The organism is Neorhizobium sp. 05N33, from assembly GCF_056397445.1.
The window spans coordinates 171,307-190,838 of sequence record NZ_JBFTNK010000007.1 but is presented as its reverse complement, the minus strand read 5'-3'; the positions used below and the strand labels follow the sequence as shown (position 1 = coordinate 190,838).

At 61.8% G+C, this 19,532-nt stretch carries 17 protein-coding genes; all 17 read right to left on the bottom strand.

Features of this window, described 5'->3' with window-relative positions; translation table 11 throughout:
- Positions 1–7 precede the first annotated feature (7 nt).
- Positions 8–1,315: a lipoprotein-releasing ABC transporter permease subunit gene (locus tag AC1DLT_RS19395; protein WP_477487816.1), complete on the bottom strand. Its 1,308-nt coding sequence runs from the start codon at positions 1,313–1,315 to the stop codon at positions 8–10.
- Positions 1,316–1,399: 84 nt separating this feature from the next.
- On the bottom strand, positions 1,400–2,725 hold the full coding sequence (proS, locus tag AC1DLT_RS19390) for a proline--tRNA ligase (RefSeq protein WP_477487815.1): 1,326 nt from the start codon (positions 2,723–2,725) through the stop codon (positions 1,400–1,402).
- Between the two features lie 557 nt (positions 2,726–3,282).
- Positions 3,283–3,552: a DUF1467 family protein gene (locus tag AC1DLT_RS19385; RefSeq protein ID WP_477487814.1), complete on the bottom strand. Its 270-nt coding sequence runs from the start codon at positions 3,550–3,552 to the stop codon at positions 3,283–3,285.
- Positions 3,553–3,654: 102 nt separating this feature from the next.
- Positions 3,655–4,059: a methylmalonyl-CoA epimerase gene (mce, locus tag AC1DLT_RS19380; RefSeq protein WP_477487813.1), complete on the bottom strand. Its 405-nt coding sequence runs from the start codon at positions 4,057–4,059 to the stop codon at positions 3,655–3,657.
- A gap of 135 nt (positions 4,060–4,194) precedes the next feature.
- Complete coding sequence (locus tag AC1DLT_RS19375; protein WP_038542004.1) at positions 4,195–5,862, bottom strand: ribonuclease J; 1,668 nt, start codon at positions 5,860–5,862, stop codon at positions 4,195–4,197.
- A 9-nt stretch (positions 5,863–5,871) separates the two neighbouring features.
- The gene (locus AC1DLT_RS19370) at positions 5,872–6,642 is read right to left on the bottom strand and encodes a biotin--[acetyl-CoA-carboxylase] ligase (RefSeq protein WP_477487812.1); all 771 of its coding nucleotides are present in this window, start codon (positions 6,640–6,642) and stop codon (positions 5,872–5,874) included.
- Between the two features lie 2 nt (positions 6,643–6,644).
- A complete protein-coding gene (gene nuoN / locus AC1DLT_RS19365) occupies positions 6,645–8,087 on the bottom strand; it encodes an NADH-quinone oxidoreductase subunit NuoN (RefSeq protein WP_477487811.1) in 1,443 nt (480 codons plus the stop codon).
- 18 nt (positions 8,088–8,105) lie between these two features.
- On the bottom strand, positions 8,106–9,617 hold the full coding sequence (locus AC1DLT_RS19360; protein ID WP_477487810.1) for an NADH-quinone oxidoreductase subunit M: 1,512 nt from the start codon (positions 9,615–9,617) through the stop codon (positions 8,106–8,108).
- Positions 9,617–11,617: an NADH-quinone oxidoreductase subunit L gene (gene nuoL, locus AC1DLT_RS19355; RefSeq protein ID WP_477487809.1), complete on the bottom strand. Its 2,001-nt coding sequence runs from the start codon at positions 11,615–11,617 to the stop codon at positions 9,617–9,619. The genes AC1DLT_RS19360 and nuoL overlap by 1 nt, the downstream gene beginning before the upstream one ends.
- Before the next feature lie 7 nt (positions 11,618–11,624).
- Positions 11,625–11,933: an NADH-quinone oxidoreductase subunit NuoK gene (gene nuoK / locus AC1DLT_RS19350; protein WP_007772674.1), complete on the bottom strand. Its 309-nt coding sequence runs from the start codon at positions 11,931–11,933 to the stop codon at positions 11,625–11,627.
- A 23-nt stretch (positions 11,934–11,956) separates the two neighbouring features.
- Entirely contained in the window at positions 11,957–12,571 is a 615-nt protein-coding gene (locus AC1DLT_RS19345; RefSeq protein ID WP_038541992.1) for an NADH-quinone oxidoreductase subunit J, read from the bottom strand.
- Positions 12,572–12,714: 143 nt separating this feature from the next.
- Positions 12,715–13,206: an NADH-quinone oxidoreductase subunit NuoI gene (gene nuoI / locus AC1DLT_RS19340; protein WP_037080524.1), complete on the bottom strand. Its 492-nt coding sequence runs from the start codon at positions 13,204–13,206 to the stop codon at positions 12,715–12,717.
- Positions 13,207–13,258: 52 nt separating this feature from the next.
- Positions 13,259–14,302: an NADH-quinone oxidoreductase subunit NuoH gene (nuoH, locus tag AC1DLT_RS19335; protein WP_038593139.1), complete on the bottom strand. Its 1,044-nt coding sequence runs from the start codon at positions 14,300–14,302 to the stop codon at positions 13,259–13,261.
- Positions 14,303–14,310: 8 nt separating this feature from the next.
- Positions 14,311–16,392 (bottom strand): NADH-quinone oxidoreductase subunit NuoG, encoded by a 2,082-nt coding sequence (gene nuoG / locus AC1DLT_RS19330; RefSeq protein WP_477487808.1) that lies wholly within the window; start codon positions 16,390–16,392, stop codon positions 14,311–14,313.
- A gap of 70 nt (positions 16,393–16,462) precedes the next feature.
- Entirely contained in the window at positions 16,463–17,176 is a 714-nt protein-coding gene (locus tag AC1DLT_RS19325; protein WP_477487807.1) for a 5' DNA nuclease, read from the bottom strand.
- A gap of 4 nt (positions 17,177–17,180) precedes the next feature.
- Positions 17,181–18,485, bottom strand: coding sequence for an NADH-quinone oxidoreductase subunit NuoF (gene nuoF, locus AC1DLT_RS19320; RefSeq protein ID WP_038541986.1), 1,305 nt, complete (start codon positions 18,483–18,485; stop codon positions 17,181–17,183).
- 89 nt (positions 18,486–18,574) lie between these two features.
- A complete protein-coding gene (gene nuoE / locus AC1DLT_RS19315) occupies positions 18,575–19,516 on the bottom strand; it encodes an NADH-quinone oxidoreductase subunit NuoE (RefSeq protein ID WP_477487806.1) in 942 nt (313 codons plus the stop codon).
- Positions 19,517–19,532 lie beyond the last annotated feature (16 nt).

The following is a 19,532-nucleotide window of genomic DNA, read 5'->3' as shown; positions in this document are numbered from 1 at the left end:
GTGGGTCCTATTCGTATCGGAGGGCCTGGACAGGATCGAGCCGGGAGGCTCGCCAGGCCGGAAGGATGGTGGCGATGAAGGAAAGGACGAGCGCCATCATGACCACCGAGAAGGTCTCGCCAAAGCTCATCTCCGCCGGCAGCTGGCTGAGGAAATAGAGTTGCGGATCGAAGAGGATGGTGCCCGAGACCCAGGAGAAGAACTGGCGGATCGATTCGACGTTGAGACAGACGACCACGCCCAGCAGGACGCCGGCGAACGTTCCGACGATGCCGATCGCCGCCCCGGTCATGAAGAAGATGCGCATGATCGCCCCCGCACCCGCGCCCATGGTGCGCAGGATGGCGATATCGCTGCCCTTGTCCTTCACCAGCATGATCAGGCCGGAGATGATGTTGAGCGCCGCCACCAGCACGATCAGGGTCAGGATCATGAACATGACGTTGCGCTCCACCTGAAGCGCCGAGAAGAAGGTCTGGTTACGCTGGCGCCAGTCGGTGATGAAGATCTGGCGGCCCGCCGCCGCCTCGATCTTCGGGCGCAGGTCGTCGACGTTATCGGGATTGTCGATGAACAGCTCGATCGACTGAACGAGGCCTTCGGCATTGAAATAAAGCTGCGATTCCTCGAGCGGCATGTAGATGATCGTCGCATCGTATTCCGACATGCCGATCTCGAAAATGCCGGAGACCGGATAGGATTTGACGCGTGGATTGACGCCCATCGGCGTCACGTCGCCTTCCGGAGAGATCAGCGTGATCTGGTCGCCGGCGGAGAGACCGAGCTGGGCAGCGAGCCTGGAGCCCACCAGCACGCCCTGCCCCGAGGCAAAGCCGACCATGTCGCCCGACTTGACGTTGCCGGCGACCTCGGACAGCTTTTCGAGATCTTCCGGACGGACGCCGCGCACCAGCGCCCCGGAACCCGCACCGCCGCGGCCCGATGCCAGCGTCTGGCCCTCGACCAGGGGCAGCGCCATGCGGACGCCGGGGACCGCCGCGAATTTCTGGGTGAGTTCGGCATAATCGGTGAGCGGCCCGTCGATCGGCTGGACGATCATGTGGCCGTTGATGCCGAGAATGCGGGAGATGAGCTCAGTGCGGAAACCGTTCATCACAGCCATGACGATGATCAGCGTCGCGACGCCGAGCATGATGCCGATGAAGGAAAAACCGGCGATGACGGAAATGAAGGCCTCGCGGCGGCGCGAGCGCAGGTAACGCCAGGCGACCATCCGCTCGAAGGCCGAGAAAGGACCGGCCGCAGGCGAACCACCCGCCTTTACCGCTTCACCATTCGCCGCGACACTCGCCATGCCATTTCCTCAATCTGGTGGTCGCAATTCCTGACGGAAAACCGCTTCACACTTTTCCTGGAATTGCTCCGGCCGCCTGCCGGCTTATCGGCCGGCGAGCCTGTTCATGGCCGCTTCGACGGTCAGCGTTTCGCGCTCACCGGTCTTGCGGTCCTTGACCTCCACTTCGCCTGACGCGGCGGAGCGGGGTCCGACAATCACCTGGACCGGCACGCCGATCAGATCGGCCGTCGCGAACTTGGTGCCGGCGCGCTCGTCCGTATCGTCGTAGAGCACGTCCTTGCCAACCGTCGCGAGACCGCCGTAAAGCGTTTCGCAGATCCGGTCGCATGCCTCGTCGCCGGGCTTCATGTTGATCACCACGACGTCGAACGGCGCGACCGATGCCGGCCAGATGATTCCGTTGTCGTCATGCGATGCTTCGATGATGGCGGGAACAAGGCGTGTCGGGCCAATGCCGTAGGAACCCATGTGGACAGGGTGTTCCTTGCCGTCCGGTCCCTGCACCTTGGCGCCCATCGGCTCGGAATATTTGGTGCCGAAATAGAAGATATGGCCGACCTCGATGCCGCGGGCGGACAGACGGTCGGTCTCGGGGATGGCGTTGAAGGCCTCCTCGTCGTGCATTTCCGAGGTTGCCGCGTAGACCGAGGTCCACTTGTCGAAGACCGCCTGCATGGCCTCGACGTCATCGAAATTGGTGTCGATGCGGGGGATGTCGAAGTTGACGAAATCCTTGTGGGAAAACACTTCCGACTCGCCGGTCTCGGCCAGGATGATGAATTCGTGGGACAGGTTGCCGCCGATCGGGCCGGTATCGGCGCGCATCGGGATCGCCCGCAGGCCAAGCCGCGCAAAAGTGCGCAGATAGGCAGTGAACATCTTGCGATAGGAATGCTCGGCATCTTCCTTGGTCAGGTCGAAGGAATAGGCGTCCTTCATCAGGAATTCGCGCGAGCGCATGGTGCCGAAGCGCGGACGGATCTCGTCACGGAACTTCAGCTGGATGTGATAAAGGTTGAGCGGCAGGTTCTTGTAGGACTTGACGTAGGACCGGAAGATGTCCGTGATCATTTCCTCGTTGGTGGGGCCGTAGAGCATCGGCCGCTCCTGGCGGTCCTTGATGCGCAGCATTTCCTTGCCATAGGCGTCGTAGCGGCCGCTTTCCTGCCAGAGTTCGGCGGACTGCAGCGTCGGCATCAGCACCTCGATCGCACCGGCTCGGTTCTGCTCTTCGCGAATGATGGCGTTGACCTTGTCGAGCACGCGCTTGCCGAGCGGCAGCCAGGAATAGATGCCCTGGCTCTGCTGGCGGATCATTCCGGCACGCAGCATCAGCCGATGGGACGCGATTTCCGCTTCCTTGGGGTTTTCCTTCAGGATGGGCATAAAATAGCGGGACAGGCGCATCGCGATTTCCGAGGTTGTCAGGGCCTATCCCTTACATGCGAGGACTCGGCCGTTTTCTTCAACAATATTGGGAGGGTACATAGCCGTTCCGAGGCTCCAAGGGAACCCGCCCCAGCATGAATCGCACGTTGTTCACGAATCTGCGCCGACACTTCCAGACCCGGCAAAAGCGGAAATTTCGTGGCAAGCGCGCGACATTTTTGTCAACTAAAAAATTTTATCGAAGTGTAGCAAAAATACAAAAAAGCGGATGACAAAGCACATCCTTTGAGCTAGGTTCAGCTCACAAAAGAGGCAAGGAGTTCAAATTCTTGCCATTTCGCGGTCAAGTCTTGGGAGGATCAGATCTTAGGCGCGCTTGTCGCAGCCCCGGTAACGGTTAAGGATCACGCGAAACTTGAAAACAAGGCTTAACCGCCTTGTTTTTTTTTGCTTTCTCGTCACCCGGAACGATAAAGCGCGAGCGCGTTCGTCGCCGCTTCCTATGCCTGCAAATCATGACAGGGAAATGACAGGCTTCCGACGATCCCGCCTTATTCTACTGCCTACTCGTCCATCTATTCGAAGGTCGGCACGATCACCGGAATGTCGCCGATGCCGACGCCGAAATAGGTGGATGCGACGTAGTAGCCCACATAGAGCAGTGTCGAGATCACCGTCGTCAGCAGCACGACGCGACCGCCGCGAAACCGGGCCGGAGCGCTTTCCACAGTCCCTATGGTCACCTCACCGTCTTCCTGCTGGGTGCGATAACCAAGCGGAAGGACGATGAAGAGCACGGTCCACCAGATGATGAAATAGATGGCCGCGACCGTCAAAAGAGGCATGATTTCGACTCGGTTCCGGTTCGAAGAATTGGCGCCCTTATAGGCTGAAAGGCGGGCAAGCTCAAACCAAGAGACCCCGGCGTGATGTCACAGCTGTGGGAATCATACCTGTTCGAGCTCGATCAAGGTGCCATTGAAGTCCTTCGGATGCAGGAAAAGCACAGGTTTTCCATGGGCTCCGGTCTTCGGATTGCCGTCTCCGAGCACCCGCGCGCCGGCCGCCTTCAACGTGTCACGCGCAGCGACGATATCGTCCACCTCGTAACAGATATGGTGCATGCCGCCGGAGGGATTTTTCTCCAGGAAAGCCGCAATCGGCGACTCGGGGCCGAGCGGTTCGAGCAGTTCCACCTTGGTGTTGGGGAGCTCGACGAAGACCACAGTGACGCCATGCTCCGGCAAGGCCTGGGCCTGGGAGACGCGGGCGCCGAGCGTATCGCGATATATCATGGTCGCGATGCCAAGATCCGGCACGGCGATGGCGATGTGATTGACGCGTCCGAGCATGTCTTGTCCTCCCGAGTGTGGGCGATATGTCCGCATTGGCTGGGCGATCGCTGGTAAGAATGCCCCTCATCCGGCTGCCGCCACCTTCTCCCCGTTCTGACGGGGAGAAGGGATATGCGGCGACCTCTCCGCCCTTCAGAGACGGGTAACGAACACCGTCACGATCGGTTTCTTGCCCCAGGCCTCGTTGGCGGTGGAGCGGACGGCGCGGCGGATCGCCTCACGGACCATGTCGAGATCCTTGCGGCGCGCGCGCGGGATGCTTTCGACGGCGCCGAGCACGGCGTCATAAAGCGTATCCTCCATGTCCTCGCCCTCGTCGTCGAATTCCGGCAGGCCGAAGGCGATGAGATCGGGATCGGTCACGAAGTCATAACGGGTGTCGAGCAGGACGTTGACGGAGACATGGCCGACGAAGGAGAGCTTTCGGCGGTCGCCGATGCCCATTTCCTCGAAATCGCCGATCAGTTTGCCGTCCTTGAAGATGCGGCCATGCGGCGCATCGCCGATGACCTCGGCCGGGCCAGGCGCAAGGCGCAGGATGTTGCCGTTACGAACCCGCGGAATGGTCTTAATGCCGGCGGATGCGCCGAGCTCGGCCTGGGCCGTCAGGTGCGCGGCCTCGCCGTGGACGGGCACGAGGATCTGCGGGCGTGTCCATTGGTACATCTGCACCAGTTCGCTGCGGCGCGGGTGGCCGGAGACGTGGACGAGCGCGTCGCTGTCGGTGACGATCTTGATCCCCTGCTCGATCAGGCCGTTCTTGATCTCGATGATCGCCTTTTCGTTGCCGGGAATTGTGCGCGAGGAAAAGACCACCGTATCGCCTGACGTCAGCGCCACATGGCGCATCTCGTCGCGGGCGATCTTGGCAAGGGCCGCGCGCGGTTCGCCCTGGCTGCCGGTCAGGATCACCACGATCTTGTCGCGCGGGATATAACCGTATTCGTCCTCGGCGATGAAGGGCTTCAGGCCTTCCATGATGCCGATGTCGCGGGCGACGCCGACGACGCGCTTCAGCGAGGAGCCGAGCAAAAGGACTTCGCGGCCAGCGGCGTCTGCGGCCTGGGCGATCGAGCGGATGCGGCCGACATTCGACGAGAAAGTGGTGATCGCTACTCTGCCCTCGGCCGCCTCGATGATCTGGCGCAGGCCTTCGGAGACTTCCTCCTCGGACGGCGAAACGCCTTCGCGCATGGAATTGGTGCTGTCGCACATCAGCGCCAGCACGCCTTCGTCACCGATCTTGCGGAAGCGAGCCTCGTCGGTGAACGGCCCGAGCGACGGCGCATGATCGATCTTCCAGTCGCCGGTATGAACGACATTGCCGAGCGGGGTGCGGATGACCAGCGACATCGGCTCCGGGATCGAATGGTTGACGCCGACCGCCTCGATCTCGAACGGGCCGATATTGATGCGGTCGCCGGCTTTGAAGATCGTCACCGGGATTTCAGCGCGCGAACCTTCGTAGTTGCGTTTCGCCTCCAGCATGCCGGCGGTGAACGGCGAGGCATAGACGGGCACGTTGAGGCCCGGCCACAGATCGTTCATCGCGCCGTAGTGGTCCTCGTGCGCATGGGTGATGATCATCGCCTTGAGATGGCTGCGCTGGCTGGCGAGGAAGCGGATATCCGGCAGCACGAGATCGACGCCCGGCAGATCCGGCCCCGGAAAGGTCACGCCGCAATCGACCATGATCCACTGGCGCTTCTCCGGCGTTCCATAGCCGTAGAGGGCGAGGTTCATGCCGATCTCGCCGACGCCGCCAAGCGGCAGAAACACCAGTTCTTCTTGGTTTGCCATTTTCTTTGTCTATTCCATTCCTTGAAAAAATACATCACCGGCGGCGATCGACGTCAGCGCGCCCAATCCGGTGTCGAGCAGCAAAAATCCTTTGTCATCGATACCTGCGAATGTGCCAACAAGCGAGCGATCCGGCAGGTTCACGGTGATTTTTTCGCCGATGCCGCAGGCGACCTCGCGCCAGCGCCGGCTGATTTCGGGCGTGCCCCGGCCCTCATCCCAAACACCCAGAACCTGCGCCATCTCCCTGAAGAGATGGGCGAAAAGCTCTTCAGGCGAAATGTTGGCGCCGTGATCGGCAAGCCGTGTCACCGCGTAGGCCGCACTGTCGGGCATATGGCGGATGTTGATACCGATGCCGATGACGAGCGCGCGGCGGCCATCCGGCAACCCCTCGCCTTCCAGCAGAATACCACAGGTCTTCTTGCGGCCGATCAGGATATCGTTCGGCCATTTGACATCGAGCGGCTCGCCGCCCGGCGGCAGAACCGATCTGACCGCGGCATGGACCGCGACTGCAACCGCGAGCGGCAAAGAGCCGATCCTCTCCGGCGGCGCGGGATCGATCAGTAGCAGCGAGGCATAGAGATTGCCGGGTTCCGACGTCCAGGCCCGGCCACGGCGACCACGGCCGGCAAGCTGGCGCGTCGCGGTCAGCCACAACAAACCGGAATCGCCCGCGCGAGCGCGGGCGAGACATTCGCTATTGGTGGATCCGACTTCGTCGAGCGCCTCGTGGCGGAACGCATCGAGCGAGAAACGGTCCCTTGCTCCCGGCATTCTCAGAAGAAGGACTTCGCGGCGGCACTCGCCGCCGTGCCGATCGGTCCGCCGATCAGCACATAAGCCACGACGAAGAGGCCGGAGAGACCGAAGACCAGGCGCAGCTCGCCGGAGATGCGGGCGAATTCGCCCTTGGCTTCATCGAACCACATCAGCTTGACGATGCGCAGGTAATAATAGGCGCCCACGACCGAGGAGAGCACGCCGATGACGGCCAGGGCATAAAGCTTGGCTTCGATCGCCGCGACGAACACGAAATACTTGGCGAAGAAGCCGGCGAGCGGCGGAATGCCGGCCATCGAGAACATCAGCGCGGTCAGCACCACCGCCATGAACGGCTTGGTGGACGACAGGCCGGCAAGATCGTCGACATTCTCGACATTGACGCCGTCCTTGCGGCGCATCGCCATGATACAGGCGAAGGTGCCGAGCGTCATGACCATGTAGATGGTCATGTAGAGGACGACGCCCGAGACGCCCGTCTCGGAGCCGGCGGCAAGCCCGACAAGCGCGTAACCCATGTGGCCGATCGAGGAATAGGCCATCAGTCGCTTGATGTTACGCTGGCCGATCGCTGCGAACGAGCCGAGCAGCATGGAGGCGATCGATACGAAAACGATGATCTGGCGCCAGTCGGCGATGATCGGCAGGAAGGCATCCGAAGCGATGCGGACGAGGATTGCCATGGCGGCGACCTTCGGACCAGCAGCGAAGAAGGCGGTGACCGGGGTCGGTGCGCCTTCATAGACGTCCGGCGTCCACATGTGGAACGGCACGGCGGAGATCTTGAAGCAGGCGCCGGCGAGCACGAAGACCATGCCGAAGATCAAGCCCAGGCCGCGGGTCTCGGCGGAGAGAACCTTGGCGATGCCTTCGAAGCCGGTATTGCCGGTGAAGCCGTAGACCAGCGACATGCCGTAAAGCATCATGCCGGAGGAGAGCGCGCCGAGGACGAAGTATTTCAGGCCAGCTTCGGTCGAGCGCAGGCTGTCCCGGTTGAAGGCGGCGATGACATAGAGCGCCAGCGACATCAGTTCGAGGGCGAGATAGAAGGCGATCAGGTCGTTCGCCGAGATCAGCAGCAGCATGCCGAGCGTCGACAGAACCAGAAGCACCGGGAACTCGAAGCGGTTGAGCTGATCCGACTTCGCATGGCCGACGGACATGACCATGGCGGTGATCGAACCGACGAGCGCCAGGACCTTCATGAAACGGCCGAAGGCATCCAGCTTGAAGGCGCCGCCATAGGCAACGCCCTCGCCCGGCATGAAGATCAGCCACAGGCCAGCGACCGCCAGCAGCGCCACCGCCAGCCCCGTCACCGTCGGCGCGGACTTGTCGCCGGAGAAGACGCCGATCATCAGAAGAGCGAGCGCGCCCACGGCCAGGATGATCTCCGGCATCGAGAGCTGCAAGCTTAGGGAGAGAATTTCAGCGGTCATATCCAGTCTTGTCCCGTCTCAGTGCACGTTGAGTGCAAGGTCTTTCGCCGCTGCCAGGGCTGCGGAATAATTGTTCACCAGCATGTCCACCGATGCCGCCGTCGCATCGAAGATCGGCGCCGGATAGAAGCCGTAGAAGATGGTGACAGCGATCAGCGGATAGAGGATCAGCTTCTCGCGGCCGGAAAGGTCGAGCAATGCCTTGAGGCTTTCCTTCTCGAGCACCCCGAAGATGACCCGGCGATAGAGCCAGAGCGCGTAGGAGGCCGAGAGAATGACGCCGGTCGCCGCGAACAGCGCCACCCAGGTGTTGACCCGGAAGACGCCAATGATCGTCAGGAATTCGCCGATGAAGCCGGACGTGCCCGGCAGGCCGACGTTTGCCATCGTGAAGATCATGAAGGCGACGGCATATTTCGGCATGTTGTTGACGAGGCCGCCATAGGCGGAGATCTCGCGGGTGTGGAGCCGGTCATAGACAACGCCGACGCAGAGGAAGAGCGCGCCCGAGACGACGCCGTGCGACAGCATCTGGAAGAGCGCGCCTTGCACGCCCTGAACGTTCGCCGCAAAGATGCCCATGGTTACGTAACCCATGTGGGCGACCGAGGAATAGGCGATCAGCTTCTTGATGTCGTCCTGCATCATCGCCACCAGCGAGGTGTAGATGATGGCGATCACCGACAGCGAGAAGACCAGCGGCGCGAAATGTTCCGACGCGATCGGCAACATGGCGAGCGAAAAACGGATCATTCCGTAGCCGCCGAGCTTCAGCATGACGCCGGCAAGGATCACCGAGCCCGCGGTCGGGGCCTGGACGTGCGCATCCGGAAGCCAGGTATGCACCGGCCACATCGGCATCTTGACCGAGAAGGCCGCAAAACAGGCGAGCCAGAGCCAGGTCTGCATGCCGGCCGGGAAGCCGTATTTCAAGAGTTCGGTAATGTCGGTGGTACCGGCCTGCCAGTACATCGCCATGATGGCGAGCATCATCAGCACCGAGCCGAGCAGCGTATAGAGGAAGAATTTGTAGGACGCGTAGACGCGGTCCTTGCCGCCCCAGACGCCGATGATGACGAACATCGGAATGAGGGTCGCTTCGAAGAAGACGTAGAAGAGCACGACGTCGAGCGAAACGAAGACGCCGGTCATGACCACTTCCAGAAGCAAGAAGGCGATCATGTACTCCTTGAGGCGCTTTTCGATCGTATTCCAGCTGGCGAGCACGCAGAACGGCATCAGGAAGGTCGTCAGGATGACGAACAGCATGGAGATGCCGTCGACGCCGAGATGATAGGAGATGCCGGTGCCGAGCCAGTTGTGCTTCTCGACCATCTGGAAGCCGGAATTCGAATTGTCGAAACCGATCCAGACGAACAGCGAGACGATGAAGGTGAAGACCGTCGTGAACAGCGAGACGTTGAGGATATTACGGCGCCCGAAGGGGCCGTCTTCCCGTGTCAGAAGCAGCAACAGTACGCCGACCAGCGGCAGGAAGGTGACCGTCGAGAGAATTGGCCAGTCGGTCATTAGATCGAGCTCCCGAGCATCATCCAGGTGACGAGGGCGGCGATGCCGATCAGCATCGCGAACGCGTAGTGATAGAGGTAACCGGACTGCAGCTTGACCACCCGGTTGGTGACGTCGACCACGCGGGCGGCAACGCCGTTCGGGCCGTAGGTATCGATGACGCCGATGTCACCCTTCTTCCACAGGAACCGGCCGAGCGCCTTGGCGGAGCGGACGAAGAGGAAGTCGTAGAGTTCGTCGAAATACCACTTGTTGAGCAGGAACTCGTAGAGGACCTTCTGTGAAGCGGCGAGACGACGGGGGGTCGACGGCGACTTGATGTAGAAATACCAGGCGGTGACGAAGCCGACCGCCATGGCGATGAACGGGCTCCAGGCGACCAGGACCGGCACGTGATGGAACTCTTCGAGGATCTTGTTTTCCGGAAGCGTGAACAGCGCGCCCTTCCAGAATTCCAGATATTCGTGGCCGAAGAAATAACCTTCGAACAGCACGCCGGCGACAACCGCACCGGCAGCGAGGATATAGAGCGGCGCCAGCATGACCATCGGCGATTCATGCACATGATGCATGACGTCGGCGGATGCGCGCGGCTTGCCGAAGAAGGTCATGAACGCGAGGCGCCAGGAATAGAAGCTGGTGAACAGCGCGGCGATGACCAGAAGCGTGAAGGCGAAGCCTGCCACCGGCGAATGCGACGAATAGGCGCTTTCGATGATCACGTCCTTGGAGAAGAAGCCGGCGAAACCGAACATCGTTCCGGGGATACCGACGCCGGTCAGCGCCAGCGTGCCGATCGTCATCATCCAGAAGGTGACCGGAATGTGCTTACGAAGGCCGCCCATGTAGCGCATGTCCTGTTCGCCATCGACGGCATGAATGACCGAGCCGGCGCCAAGGAACAGCAGCGCCTTGAAGAAGGCATGCGTGAACAGGTGGAAGATCGCCGCGCCATAAGCGCCGAGGCCGAGCGCCACGAACATGTAGCCGAGCTGCGAGCAGGTCGAATAGGCGATGACGCGCTTGATGTCGTTCTGGACGAGGCCGACGGTCGCCGCGAAGAAAGCGGTGATCGCGCCGATGACGGTGACGACCAGCAGAGCATTGGGCGACAATTCGAAGATCGGCGACATGCGGGCGACGAGGAAGACGCCGGCCGTCACCATGGTCGCGGCATGGATGAGCGCAGACACCGGGGTCGGGCCTTCCATGGCGTCCGGCAGCCAGGTGTGCAGCAGGAACTGCGCCGACTTGCCCATCGCGCCCATGAACAACAGCAGGCAGACGATGGTGATCGCACCGCTCTTGGTCACTTCCATGCCGAAGATGTTGGCGATGACCTGAGACGCCTCCGGAGCGCCTGCGGCCGGCAGATAGGTGGCGGCAGCGGCAAAGATCGTCTCGAAGCTGATCGAGCCGAACAGCACGAAGACGCCGGCAATGCCGAGCACGAAACCGAAGTCGCCGACGCGGTTGACGATGAAGGCCTTCATCGCGGCGGCGGATGCCGACGGCTTCTTGAACCAGAAACCGATGAGCAGGTAGGACGCCAGACCGACGCCTTCCCAGCCGAAGAACATCTGGGCGAGGTTGTCGGCCGTAACCAGCATCAGCATCGCGAAGGTGAACAGCGACAGATAGGCGAAGAAGCGCGGGCGATGCGGATCGTGGTGCATGTAGCCGATCGAATAGACATGCACGAGCGTCGAGACGGTGTTGACGACGACGAACATCACCGCCGTCAGCGTATCCACGCGGAAGGCCCATTCGACGTCGATGCCGCCGGACTGGATCCAGCGCATGACCGGAACCTTGATCACTTCGCCTGCTTCGCCATGGGCGAGCGCGACGTTGAAGAAGACGATCCAGGAGAGCACGCCAGCTATGATCATCAGGCCGCTGGTGACGTATTCGGACGCCTTTGCGCCGATCGAGCGGCCAAACAGGCCGGCGATCAGGAAGCCGATCAGGGGAAGAAAGACGATTGCCTTGTAGATCATGACCCGATCAGCCCTTCATCATATTGACGTCTTCGACGGCGATCGAACCGCGATTGCGGTAGAAGACGACGAGAATTGCAAGACCGATGGCCGCTTCGGCGGCCGCCACGGTCAGAATGAACAATGCGAAGACCTGGCCGACGATGTCGTTCAGGAAGGAGGAGAAGGCCACCATGTTCAGGTTGACCGAGAGCAGGATGAGCTCCACCGACATCAGGATGATGATGACGTTCTTGCGGTTCAGGAAGATGCCGAAGACGCCGAGCGTGAAGAGGATGGCGCTGACCGTGAGGTAATGGGAAAGTCCGATTTCCATTTTTCTTGTTCCTTGTTCCCGCCTCAGACGCCCTGGCCCGGCTTGACCTTGACCACTTCGACAGCAGTCGCGGGCGTGCGGGCCACCTGCTGTGATATGTCCTGACGCTTGATGTTGGTGCGGTGTCGCAGCGTCAGCACGATTGCGCCGATCATCGCCACCAGAAGCACCAGGCCGGCGATCTGGAAGAAGTAGACGTAATTCGTATAGAGCACGTCGCCGAGCGCCGCCGTGTTGGTGCGGGTCGCCGGGTTCGGGATCGGCATGGTGATCGATTTCGCCGCTTCCGGAGTGAGCACGCTGCCACCGACAACGACCACCAGTTCCGCAGCCACGATAAGGCCGATCAATATGCCGATCGGCGCATATTGCAGCACGCCCGAGCGTAGCTCCGCGAAGTCGATGTCGAGCATCATGACGACGAAGAGGAAGAGAACCGCGACCGCGCCGATATAGACGACCAGCAGGATCATCGCCAGGAATTCGGCGCCCGTCAGCAGGAAGAGACCGGCGGCGTTGAAGAAGACCAGGATGAGGAACAGCACCGAGTGCACCGGGTTCTTGGCCGAAATGACCATGAACGCCGACGCCACCGCGATGAACGCGAAGAGATAGAAGAAGATTGCCTGCAGACCCATCGTGGTGCCTTTTCGTCCCTCACCGGGATCGGGACGAATGCCCCTACCCGTCGAAACCCGGCCTTGTGATATGCGCCGGGTATTTCATCCAGATGTCACCGGCACCGCCCGCTAATTGGGGGCGCCGGACAAATCACCCCGCCTTAACGGTAGGGCGCATCGATTGCCATGTTGCGAGCGATTTCGCGCTCCCAGCGGTCGCCGTTTTCCAGGAGACGCGCCTTGTCGAAATAGAGTTCTTCGCGCGTCTCGGTCGAGAATTCGAAGTTTGGACCCTCGACGATCGCATCAACCGGGCAGGCTTCCTGGCAAAAGCCGCAATAGATGCACTTCACCATGTCGATATCGTAACGCACCGTGCGGCGGGTGCCGTCGTTGCGGCGCGGGCCGGCCTCGATGGTGATCGCCTGGGCAGGACAGATCGCCTCGCAGAGCTTACAGGCGATGCAGCGTTCCTCGCCGTTCGGATAACGGCGCAGCGCATGTTCGCCGCGGAAGCGCGGGGAGACTGGGCCCTTTTCGAAGGGGTAGTTGATCGTCGCCTTCTGCTTGAAGAAGTAGCGCATCGACAGGAAGAACGCGCCGACGAACTCCTTCAGGAACAGCGAATTCACGGCTTGGCCGAGACTTGCCATCTTTATTCTCCAATGATGCTAAAAGCTTGGGCGGACATGTTCACGGTCATGATCATGCCCATCCCGCCAGCTTCAGCACGAATGCGGTAATGACGACCATGGCGAGCGACAGCGGCAGGAAGATCTTCCAGCCGAGGCGCATGAGCTGGTCGTAGCGGTAGCGCGGAACGAAGGCCTTCACCATGGCGAACATGAAGAAGACGAGCATCGACTTCAGCATGAACCAGACGATGCCCGGCACCCAGTTGAGGAGCCAGATATCGACCGGCGGCAGCCAGCCCCCGAGGAACAGGATGGTCGTCAGCGCGCACATCAGGCAGACGGCTGCGTATTCGCCGAGCATGAACATCATGTATGGCGACGAGCCATACTCGACCATAAAGCCGGCGACCAGCTCCGATTCCGCTTCGGGAAGATCGAAGGGCGGGCGGTTCGTTTCGGCGAGCGCCGAGATGAAGAACACCACGAACATCGGGAACAGCGCCAGCCAGTGCCAATCCAGGAAGGAGGCAGGCAGGCCCATCCTCGTGCCGAGGCCGTCATGCTGGGCATTGACGATATCGGTGAGGTTCAGCGAGCCGACGCAGAGCAGAACGGTGACGATGACGAAGCCGATCGAGACTTCGTAGGAGACCATCTGCGCCGCCGAGCGGAGCGCGCCGAGGAACGGATATTTCGAGTTCGAAGCCCAGCCACCCATGATGATGCCGTAGACTTCGAGCGAGGAGATCGCAAAGATATAGAGGATGCCGACATTGATGTTGGCAATCACCCATCCGTCCGCGAGCGGCACCACCGCCCAGGTCGACAGGGCCAGAAGCACGGCGACCAGCGGTGCGAGCAGGAAGACGGCCTTGTTGGCGCCAGCCGGAATGACCGGCTCCTTGAAGACGAACTTCAAAAGGTCGGCGAAGGACTGGAACAGGCCGAAGGGGCCGACGACGTTCGGGCCGCGGCGCAGCTGGACGGCCGCCCAGATCTTGCGGTCGGCAAGCAGAACATAGGCGATGAAGACGAGCAGGCAGACCAGCAGCAGCAGCGACTGCGCGACCATGACGATGCCCGGCCAGACGTAGATGGAAAAGAACGAGTCCATGTTCAAAATTACTCCGCCGCAGCCTGGAAATTGTTGCGGGCCAATGCCGAGCACTCAGCCATGACGGCCGAAGCGCGGGCGATCGGGTTCGTCAAATAGAAGTCTTTGATCGGCGACGCAAACCCGGACTTGGTCATAGCAGCAGCTTTTTGGCCAAGTGCGGCAATTTCGTTCACCGAGCCCGCTGCAATCTCGTCGACGGCGGCGAAATGCGGGTAGTCGGCATAGAGTTTTGCCCGTAGGGCGCTCAGCGAATCAAATGGCAGTTTGTTTCCGAGCACATCGGAGAGCGCGCGGATGATCGCCCAGTCTTCGCGAGCCTCGCCCGGCGCGAAGCCGGCGCGGTTGCCCATCTGGACGCGGCCTTCGGTATTGACCCAGGTGCCGGACTTTTCCGTATAGGCCGCCCCCGGCAGGATGACGTCGGCATTGTGCGCGCCGGCATCGCCGTGGCTGCCGATATAGACGGTGAACTTGGCGCCCTTCTTCGAGAAGTCGAGTTCGTCGGCACCGAGCAGGAAGAGAACGTCCATGCCGGCCAGCTGGGCGCCGGCATTGGCGCCGTTCGCACCCGGCACGAAGCCGAGGTCGAGGCCACCGACGCGGGCAGCGGCCGTGTGCAGGACGGCAAAGCCGTTCCACTCGTCGGTCAGCGCGCCGACCGAGCCGGCAAGCTGGGCGGCCGAGCTAAGGATCGCCGCGCCGTCGGCACGGGAAAGAGCCCCCTGCCCTACGATGATCATCGGGTTCTTTGCAGCCCGCAGCTTGTCGGCGAAGCTGTTTGCGCCGGACGCGAGGTCGGTGAGCGTTTCTGCGCCTGCACCGAGATAGTCGTAGACGTAACGCAGTTCGCTGACTTCGCCGATCACGCCGATCGGGAAGTTGCCGCGGCGGAAGCGCTTGCGGATGCGGGCGTTGAGGACCGCTGCCTCGAGGCGCGGATTGGCGCCGACCAGGAGCAGAGCGCCGGCCTGTTCGATGCCTTCAATGGTCGGGTTGAAGATGTAGCTTGCGCGGCCGAGCGACGGATCAAGCGCCGTCCCGTCCTGGCGACAGTCGAGGTTTTCCGATCCGAGCGACCGGATCAGCTCCTTCAGGGCGTACATTTCTTCGACCGACGCCAGATCGCCGGCGATCGCGCCGATCTTTGCAGCAGACGTTGCGGAAACGGCAGCCTTGATGGCGCCGAAGGCTTCGCCCCAGGAGGCAGCCTGAAGGCGGCCGTCCCTGCGGACGTAAGGCCGGTCAAGGCGCTGGGTCTTCAGGCCGTCCCAGATGAAACGGGTCTTGTCGGAGATCCACTCCTCGTTCACCTGCTCATTGACGCGCGGCATGATGCGCATCACTTCGCGGCCACGGGTATCGACGCGGATCGCCGAGCCGACGGCATCCATGACGTCGATCGATTCGGTCTTGTTGAGTTCCCACGGGCGGGCGGTGAAGGCGAAGGGACGCGAGGTCAGCGCGCCGACCGGGCAAAGGTCGATGACATTGCCCTGCAGCTCCGACGTCATGGCGCTTTCGAGATAGGTGGTGATCTCGGCATCCTCGCCGCGGCCGATCAGGCCGAGCTCGGAAATGCCGCCGACTTCGGTGGTGAAGCGGACGCAGCGCGTGCAGTGGATGCAGCGGTTCATCACGGTCTTGACCAGCGGGCCGATATACTTGTCTTCGACGGCGCGCTTGTTTTCCGTGTAGCGGGAACTGTCGATGCCGAAGGCCATCGCCTGGTCCTGCAGGTCGCACTCGCCGCCCTGGTCGCAGATCGGGCAATCCAGCGGATGGTTGATCAGCAGGAATTCCATCACGCCTTCGCGGGCCTTCTTGACCATCGGCGTGTTGGTGAAGATTTCCGGCAGCTCGCCGTTCGGGCCGCCGCGGACATCGCGCACGCCCATGGCGCATGAGGCCGCCGGCTTCGGCGGTCCGCCCTTCACTTCGATCAAACACATGCGGCAGTTGCCGGCGACCGAAAGACGTTCGTGGAAACAAAAGCGCGGGACCTCGGCGCCGGCTTCCTCGCATGCCTGAAGCAGCGTGAAATGATCCGGAACTTCGACCTCTTTGCCGTCAACCTTCAGCTTAACCATCGTCTCACTTACGTCCTTAGTTCCATCCTTTGGGTCTCCTGGGGGTCAGGCGACTCGGGGACATGTTCTTTTATTTCAACAGAGCTTTCGCCTGGCCGACCCAATCGTCGCGGCTGATGCGTCCCTCGAAACCCAATTGCTTGTCGAAGCGGGCGATATCGGCCTCGTTCCAGGCCGCGACCTCAGCGAGGTTCGTTACACCCAAGCCGTTCAGCACTTCCACCAGCTTCGGGCCGATGCCCGAAATCTGCTTCAAGTCGCCGCCCGCAGGTGCCTTGGCCGTCTTCGCCTTCGCCGGCTTTACCGAGACCGGCTGCTTGACCGAAACCTTCGGAGCGGCCTTGGGCGCAGCTTTCGCCGGCACAGCCTTGGCGGCCGGCTTCCTGACCGGTTCGGCAACAGGTGCCGCCTTGAGAACCGGAGCAGCTGCCTTGCGGGGCGCCTTCGGCTTTTCGGCGACCGGTTTCGCCGGCGCTGCTGCGACGACCGGTTCCGCAGCCGCCGGCGTTTCCGCAGGGGCTGTCGTTTCCGCAATCGGAGAGGCCTCGGCCGGATTTGGATCGGCGGCCTTTTGGCGGTTGCCCGCTTCCATCGCGCCCTGCAGCGCGCCGAAGAAGACGCCAGCCATCTGGGTGGCAATGCCGAAACCGATCGCGGTTGCGGCAGCCATGTTCGCCATCAGCGGATTGAGCTTCATCGCCTCGGAAAAATCGGGCATGCGCGCTGGATCGAACGCCGGACGATCCGTCGCCTCCCGTTCATGCTCTTTGCCCGACTTCGTCACGTGGCTACTCCGCAGCTTCCAGGACGGCGCCATGCGCCGTCGCGTTTCGGGTATACTGGTCGATACGTGCTTCGATCTCCGGACGGAAATGCCGGATCAGGCCCTGGACAGGCCAGGCCGCCGCATCGCCGAGCGCGCAGATGGTGTGGCCCTCGATCTGCTTGGTCACCTGGAACAGCATGTCGATTTCGCGCTTCTGGGCATTGCCCTTGACCATGCGCTCCAGCACCCGCCACATCCAGCCGGTGCCTTCGCGGCACGGCGTGCACTGGCCGCAGCTCTCGTGCTTGAAGAAGGCCGAGATGCGGGCGATCGCCTTGATGACGTCGGTGGACTTGTCCATGACGATGGCGCCAGCGGTGCCGAAGGAGGAGCCGACGGCACGCAGGCCGTCGAAATCCATCTGGCAATCCATGATGTCCTTGGCCGGCACGATCGGGCAGGACGCGCCGCCCGGAATGACCGCCAGAAGATTGTCCCAGCCGCCGCGGATGCCGCCGGCATGCTTGTCGACCAACTCGCGGAAGGTGATGCCCATTACTTCTTCGACGGTGCACGGCTTGTTGACGTGGCCGGAGAGCATGAACAGCTTGGTGCCGACATTGTTCGGACGGCCCATGGACGAGAACCAGCCGGCGCCGCGGCGTAGGATGGTCGGGGCAACCGCGATCGATTCGACGTTGTTGACGGTGGTCGGGCAGCCGTAGAGGCCCATGTTGGCCGGGAACGGAGGTTTAAGGCGCGGCTGGCCCTTCTTGCCTTCGAGGCTTTCGAGCAGCGCGGTCTCTTCGCCGCAGATATAGGCGCCGGCGCCGTGGTGGACGTAGATGTCGAAATCCCAGCCGAGCTTGTTGTTTCCGCCGAGCAGGCCGAAATCATAACACTCGTCGATCGCCGCCTGCAGCGCTTCGCGCTCGCGCATGTATTCGCCGCGCACATAGATATAGGCCGTGTTGGCGCCCATGGCGAAACCAGCGATGACGCAGCCTTCGATCAGCGTATGCGGATCGTGGCGCATGATTTCGCGGTCCTTGCAGGTACCGGGCTCGGATTCGTCGGCATTGACCACGAGGTAATGCGGACGGCCATCCGATTCCTTCGGCATGAACGACCATTTGAGACCGGTCGGGAAGCCGGCGCCGCCGCGGCCGCGAAGACCCGAAGCCTTCATCTCGTTGATGATCCAGTCCCGGCCCTTCTCGATGATCTCCTTGGTGCCATCCCAATGGCCGCGGCTCATCGCGCCCTTCAGGGACTTGTCCTTGAGGCCGTAGATATTGGTAAAGATGCGATCCTGATCTTTCAACATGATCTATTCCACAAGTCCGTCGCGATTAAGCCGGTTGTCAGTCGATATATTGCAGCCTTTTGCAAAGGCCGCACACAAATTCTCAAATGTCACGACTCACCTTCAGTCGTGGTCTTGCGCCGTGTGCGCTTCGGCTTCAAGTCGCCGGAGACTGCACCCGGTTCCGGCGGCGCGCCTTCCGCGGCACTGCCGGGCGTCTTCGGAGCCGGTTTGCTCTTCGCAGTCGCCGAGGGCGGCTGCTTCTCCGCGGCCTTGGCATTCGCTGCGGCAGCCGCCGGGGCGGTGGCAGGGGTCTTCAACTTCGGGTCCGTCTCCGGCGCCGTGTCCTTGGGACGACCGGCGTCGGCCGGAGGAACGCTTGCAGCTGCCGCGGCCTCTTCGGCGCTCGGATGCGGGTCGAGATTGGTGCGGACCGGCTTGATCTCGTCGTTCAACGTCTGCGGGCCGCCCTCGGGGGCCGAGAAGATGCGGTCGATCTGCGGGCCGGGCTTGATCTCATGGCCCTTGCCGGCTTCGAAAGCGTCGATGATCTCCTCGAGACGCTGCGGCGTCAGGTCCTCATAGGCATCCTTGAAGATGATGACCATCGGCGCGTTGACGCAGGCGCCTTGGCACTCGACCTCTTCCCACGACAACGTGCCCTCTGCATTCAGCGCGAACGGATCGTGATGGATCTTGTGCTGACAGACTTTCATCAGGTCTTCCGCGCCGCGCAGCATGCAGGGCGTGGTGCCGCAGACCTGGATATGGGCGCGGGTGCCGACCGGCTTCAGCTGGAACTGGGTGTAGAAAGTCGCGACTTCGAGGACCCGGATATAGGGCATATCGAGCTTGTTGGCGACGAACTCGATCGCCGCGCGGGTCACCCAGCCATCCTGTTCCTGCGCACGCATCAGGAGCGGGATGACAGCCGATTGCTGCCGGCCTGCCGGATATTTCCTGATCGTTGCCTCGGCCCAGACGGCATTTTCGTCATTGAAGGCGAATATTGCCGGCTGCACCTGGTCTTCGGCTAATCGACGAACGGACATTCTTTTCCACGCCTTA